The 5,819-nt window shown below is 43.3% G+C and carries 4 protein-coding genes and 2 pseudogenes; 1 reads left to right on the top strand and 5 read right to left on the bottom strand.

Annotated elements, in window-relative coordinates; genetic code table 11:
* Nucleotides 1–373: 373 nt before the first annotated feature.
* The 5 genes and pseudogenes from AC1DWB_RS30520 to AC1DWB_RS30540 form a co-directional block, all read right to left on the bottom strand.
* Nucleotides 374–1,246, bottom strand: coding sequence for a hypothetical protein (locus tag AC1DWB_RS30520; protein WP_477544862.1), 873 nt, complete (start codon nt 1,244–1,246; stop codon nt 374–376).
* Nucleotides 1,247–1,392: 146 nt separating this feature from the next.
* Nucleotides 1,393–3,738, bottom strand: coding sequence for an S-layer homology domain-containing protein (locus tag AC1DWB_RS30525; protein ID WP_477544863.1), 2,346 nt, complete (start codon nt 3,736–3,738; stop codon nt 1,393–1,395).
* A gap of 288 nt (nt 3,739–4,026) precedes the next feature.
* The gene (locus AC1DWB_RS30530; RefSeq protein ID WP_477544864.1) at nt 4,027–4,257 is read right to left on the bottom strand and encodes an S-layer homology domain-containing protein; all 231 of its coding nucleotides are present in this window, start codon (nt 4,255–4,257) and stop codon (nt 4,027–4,029) included.
* A gap of 337 nt (nt 4,258–4,594) precedes the next feature.
* Nucleotides 4,595–5,161: an SF0329 family protein gene (locus AC1DWB_RS30535; protein WP_477544865.1), complete on the bottom strand. Its 567-nt coding sequence runs from the start codon at nt 5,159–5,161 to the stop codon at nt 4,595–4,597.
* Between the two features lie 222 nt (nt 5,162–5,383).
* Nucleotides 5,384–5,524, bottom strand: a pseudogene (locus AC1DWB_RS30540) (DNA alkylation repair protein); the annotation flags it as partial.
* A gap of 113 nt (nt 5,525–5,637) precedes the next feature.
* Here AC1DWB_RS30540 and AC1DWB_RS30545 point away from each other — a divergent pair.
* Nucleotides 5,638–5,819, top strand: a pseudogene (locus AC1DWB_RS30545) (hypothetical protein); the annotation flags it as partial.

Consider the following 5,819-nt stretch of genomic DNA (forward strand, 5'->3'; position numbering starts at 1 on the left):
CGGCCGGCATACTCCCGTTAGCCAGTAAGGCAATTACGTCGTCGACGGCCTTTTGTCTCGTACGCTTACGCTCGACGGCTAGATCCTGCAGTAGTTCTTGATGACTGTTCATTGTACGACTCCTTATCGAATCCGTGTATAGCAATAGCGTTACGGCTGTTGTTGAATATAGGAAAGCTAATTAGACTCGTTGCTCAGCGATAATTTATTCGACACAATCCTCGGTTTTCCTTGTACTTTCACCATGTCCCTGTAGTCATCAATTAATAAAATTTCCAAGAATGGAACAAAACAAAAACTCAAGTCTCTTTCACCTTGAGTTTCAGTATATTTGGTAAATGGGCTGCTTTTTCCGCTATTTTCTCTCTAACTTTCATTTTGCTCTGCGAAAAATATTATCTCCTAGCTTTAGTACATTAGTTTCTCCTTCATCCGGTATCGTCAACAAATAAGAAGTTTCGTCGGATTTGAATACGAAGGGATTATCCTGTGATACTTTTGCTGTCCATTTATTCTTTACGTCTAAACCTGACAGAATACCTGCTCTTATGGCATCGGAGTTTATTTGCACAGAAATTTTACCGTTTTGATCAACATTAGACACATCTAGGTAAACAGTTACGTAATACCCGTCTTTGGACGTGAACTTATAGCTCCATCGTCCTGCAATACTATATGTTCGTACCCAATCATCCAATTTCGATTCTTCAACCTTATCCCATTTTCCGGTTTGCTTGTTGAAGGTGTAGGAATACTTGACTGTCCCACTTTCCGCCAATATTGCATTTTTCGATTCCTTGCTGAAAAGTACGGTGTCAGTACCCTTTTCCAGATCTGTCTTATGCTCTATTAATTTAGTCTTCCAGAACCGCTCTTTAGGCGCTCCTTCGACATAAGATTTACCTGCAGGGTTGAGGATAGCCGAAACATTTGCACCTTCCTTTGGGGTGACACTTATGTCACTAGTTTTCGTCAAATTCTTTAGGAGCCATTGTTTGTCCTCGTAAGTGAAATCAGCTTGATAGACAGATTCAATACGTGATGCAGGTTTATCTGAGGAAGTACCGACAGAAAGGAGTGCCTTTTCTGTGTCGGACACCACACGCACTTCTACCGTATCCGTTTTCCCTTCTGTATTTCGACTATTTAGCTCCTCGACCGTGATTTTCGTTTTTGCATCAATTGACTTTAGACTTTGCTCGATTTGGGACTTCACACTCTGGTCATCTAGTGGTTTGGGAGACATCAGAGAACAACCGCCAAGTAGAATTAAGCCTATTACAGTTAAAATAAGACCTGGGATTATCTAACTTCAAAAGAAAAGACCCGCAGATAAGCCACTCGACTTATAACTGCGAGACCTTTTCTTATTTCCTTTACTATTGCTGTAATTTAATCTGCAAAAACAACGATGGTTAATGTTGGTGTATCTGCTGTAATAGTTGGATTTGTATTATCAGATACCGTGAAGCTGATTGTTCCTGTACCATAATGTCTTGCCACACCATATTGATCGATGTATGTGCCGTCAGCTTCTTTTACAGTTACTGTATATCCAGGACCTACTAATGCTTGTGCTTTCACTAACACCTTAGAGTCTTGACAACAATCCCAAATATCTCCAAGAGCGGCTACTGTAATCTTAGCTGCTTCATGTGCTACTGCTTTTTCTGCAATTGTTTTTACGGCATCCATTGCTGCTAGTGCTGTGTTTTTAGCTGCTGTCACTCCTGCTGTATTTGTTGCTGCATCAATAGCTGTATCGCCATTTGTTTTTGCAGTTGTTAATGTTGTCCAGTCTGCCGCATCGTAATTAGCTTGTGTATAGGTGGCGAATGTAACTGATAATTCGTTTTTAGCTGTCGTCTTTGCTGTTGCTAAAGCCGCTGCTGCTTTTTCTGCCGTTGTTTGTACGGCATCCATTGCTGCTAATGCTGTGTTTTTAGCTGTTGTCACTCCTGCTGTATCTGTTGCTGCATCAATAGCTGCATCGCCATTTGTTTTTGCAGCTGTTAATGTTGTCCAGTCTGCTGCTTCGTAATTAGCTTGTGTATAGGTGGCGAATGTAACTGATAATTCGTTTTTAGCTGTCGTCTTTGCTGTTGCTAAAGCCGCTGCTGCTTTTTCTGCCGTTGTTTGTACGGCATCCATTGCTGCTAATGCTGTGTTTTTAGCTGTTGTCACTCCTGCTGTATCTGTTGCTGCATCAATTGCTGCATCGCCATTTGTTTTTGCAGCTGTTAATGTTGTCCAGTCTGCTGCTTCGTAATTAGCTTGTATATAAGTGCCGAAGGCTGTTGCTAATTCACCTTTAGCTGTCGCCTTTGCTGTTGCTAGCGTTGACGTTGTTGTTGACCCACCGCCACCGCCGCCTCCGCCGCTAGTTGTCGTAGTGGAAGTACCGCCAACAACGATGCTGCCGCTTTGTGTACCATCGGTTTTTTCAGGCTTTTTGTCGAAAGTAGAGCCTTGTGCACCATCATTGATCGTTGCATTCTGAATGGTACCTGTACCGAGCAGTTTAGCTACCGCGTCAAGCACCAAGCTCACGATTTTCACATCTTGACCCGTATTAATGATATCGTCTTTAGCGCCTGTGCTAACGTTCAAGTGATCAACCGACCCACTTGGGATGTCCACTTTAATCGAAGATGCATGGATAACAACCGAGTCAAAAGAACCGAGCAAGGTCACTTGCGAGTTAGCAGGCATGTCTTTGGCTAGTTCTACGGAACTGACTCCACCGCCGGTTATGCCGGATTCTTCCACTTTCGCGCTCGATTGGAGTGTTACTTGCTTCACGGTAGTCGAACCTTCCACCACGATCCGTACAGTTCCCGTTTGTTTATTGACAATGATGGTTACGAACACAGAATCTTTAAAATGTACCGAATTCGCGCCGCCGCCATTGACGACCGTTTTGCCTAATACGGTAACGCCGTTAATGTTGACATCGCCTTCGCCGATGCCGCTACCCAGAATAAGATCGCCTTTGATGGTCATATTCTGCAAAGTCACGTCAGGTACGGTAATTTTCACATTGCCCGCAACCGTTTCTGTGCCAGTAGCAGGTCCATAAGTACCCGCCTTGTCATAGGTTTTGTCACTCGCGTTCGTTACTGTGCCCGCTTTAACGGCTTTGTCGAGAATAACAACCGCTTCTGCGCGAGTAATAGATGCTTTCGGTTTATAGGTGCCGTCGGGATACCCGTTTAAGATACTTTTGGATACAAGCGCGCCTACAGCCGATTTGCTCCAGCTTGCAATGTCGCTAACATCGCTAAATTTGGATGCATCGCCTTGCGTAAGATCCAAGTGAAGCACCGCAGCGGTCATAACCGCTACTTCCTCACGGCTTACTTGATTGTCAGGACGTACGGTGCCGTCCTCGTATCCGTGTACGTATCCGGCTTTGACCGCTTTAGCAACCTGATCGTATTGCCAATCGCCCGCTTTCACGTCTGAGAACGATATGTCCGCTATTTCAGTCAGCCCCATCGCATTGTTAGCAAGCGTGAAAAACTCCGCTCTCGTTACCGTGTTGCCCGGTTTCACCGATCCGTCCGGATAGCCGTGCAGCCACCCTTTGGTCAGCCATTCGTTCAGCGTTGTCGCCGCCCATGATCCGTTTACGTCTGAAGCGGACTCGGCTGCACTTACTGCACCTGTAAAAGGCATCAGCGTCATGAAACATATTAACGTGGTGTTGACAAATTTTCTTAATTTTGTTCCAATCATCTTGTTGCTCCTCCTCTAGATCTCTAATTTCATATACATGAGCAACCTTCCTACTCATTAATAAAACAACCGTATCACACCCCAATGACAGCAAAATGACAAACTCCGACAAAAAGAGCCCATTGTAATAAAATCGGTCCTATTTTTTCAATCCAACTCCGACGGCGGTGTTCGTAATAGGTAGCAGCGCTTCTTCCCGCTCCATTTCTTATTATTGAAATGCGATAGTAGTACATAAAATAAGCTTGAAAAGTCCATACAGACCTTCCAAGCTTATTAATTTTTACTTTACTTACTCTTTTGTACCAACATGTTCAACAGAACCGTTACAGCCTCTGCTCTTGTTGCATTGTCTTGCGGGGCGAATTGGTTATTGCCTTTCCCTTGTACAATGCCTGCTTGCTTCACGTAAGCAACGCTGGCTTTCGCCCACGCTGGGATGTCCTTGTCGTCCGCGAAGCCGGTTGCGGTATTCACATCGTTAGACTTACCCAGAGCACCCGCAAGCATCGCTGCCATTGCATGAAATAAGCCCCCGATTGTACATGTTTAGACGTTATACATTCGTCTCCGAAAGCGGCTCAAGCCTTTACCAGCAACTGATATCCGAATAGCTCCGCACTCTTACTTGATTTCCACTTGACCCGTTCACCTTGCGCACTACGAATATCGATCCCGCCTATGCATTTGAACTCAACTGCATGGAAGTCGGGCTCCATCTTCACTTGTATTAAGCGTTCTGAACGTATTTCCGTAACTGCTCTTTGGATCGTTTTGTGAAGTCTTTCTTGTTCAACGGGCTTCACTATGAAGTCGAAGGCATTGACATCGAAGGCTATTAGCGCATTATTTATTTTCATAACGTACTAAGCCGTAGTTCATAAAAATACTGCACAATTGGATGCTTTAACTTCATCTTCTCGGTCATGTTTAAAATTCGCTTTTTTCCAACTCGTCTGTCCACCAAAGCTAGAATATTCAATAAGATATCATTGCTCTCTATGCTTTCCTCTATAGAAAGGGATAAAAACTTATTAGCTACAACGATAAAGTTTGATTTACTTAATGATGACTGTGCTGACAAAAGCTCCTTTGCATATTCTGATATTTTTCTACTTCTTGCAATTACTTTTAGACGATCCTCCGGGACTGTCCCCTTGGTATCTTTTCTGACCGCTTCAATTTCTTCATTGTTGATAGGAATTTGGATATGTGGATCATTCTTAATTTCCAGCTCCGTCTGATACCATCTGATTAAGGTAGTATCACTCATATTGAATACGTTCTTTTTATCTACCGCAATATAACAAAGTCCTGCTTTATCAGGTAAATAACGGTAGCTGGTTGCACGGTATTCGACCCTTCCATATAACGCAGGACAGAGAAAACTCTCCAGTTGCTGCTTCAATTTGCTCCAGGACATGTAATCCTCCTATGTTCTATATTATAAATACCTATTGAGGCATTCGTTTCATTATCCATAATACAATAACCAACACATCGATCATACTAAATACAAGTAACCTTGCGTTTCAATCTTTCCGTATTTTATCACCGGTATTGGTCATAGCTAGTTATTGTGTTAGTAGTGGTCTATATAATGTAATCCTAGCCGCCTCGATCCAACGCTCAAAATCCGCTTCAGTAGCTGCTCAGCCAAAGGTTGATTGATTTTAATTTTCTTGGCGATGGGCTTCATATCGCCTGTATCCACGCCAAACAGCGGTTCGTGCGCGCCATTGGATTTGTAGATTTTCTTGGAGGTTTTGCCGAAGGTTTTTATCACTCACTATTTATATTGATGTAGGACTTCGTTACAATTATAATAAATCCATCTTGTTAGTAGAAACCATTCCCTGCTCAACGCCGTAATGATCAACTGATGTCTAGGAGGCAGTTATGCAAAAAAACAGATTCGACACTTTCAGTTGTAGCAGGTCTCCAAAAATTGACAAAGCGACGATTGAACGTGAATGGGTAAAGTTTATGTCTGGATGCTATTCGCAGCTTGATGTCAGGACTTCCTTGTACAATTCTTGGCAGCGTTGCCTAGAACAAGGAGTCGATCCTCTCTCTAGTAA

This window comes from Paenibacillus sp. P4_E11 (assembly GCF_056401635.1).

What these genes read in the sequence shown, in the direction of transcription:
- AC1DWB_RS30520 (WP_477544862.1), bottom strand. Translation starts at nt 1,246, where the DNA reads ATGTCTCCCAAACCACTAGATGACCAGAGTGTGAAGTCCCAAATCGAG.
- AC1DWB_RS30535 (WP_477544865.1), bottom strand. Translation starts at nt 5,161, where the DNA reads ATGTCCTGGAGCAAATTGAAGCAGCAACTGGAGAGTTTTCTCTGTCCT.
- AC1DWB_RS30530 (WP_477544864.1), bottom strand. Translation starts at nt 4,257, where the DNA reads ATGGCAGCGATGCTTGCGGGTGCTCTGGGTAAGTCTAACGATGTGAAT.
- AC1DWB_RS30525 (WP_477544863.1), bottom strand. Translation starts at nt 3,738, where the DNA reads ATGATTGGAACAAAATTAAGAAAATTTGTCAACACCACGTTAATATGT.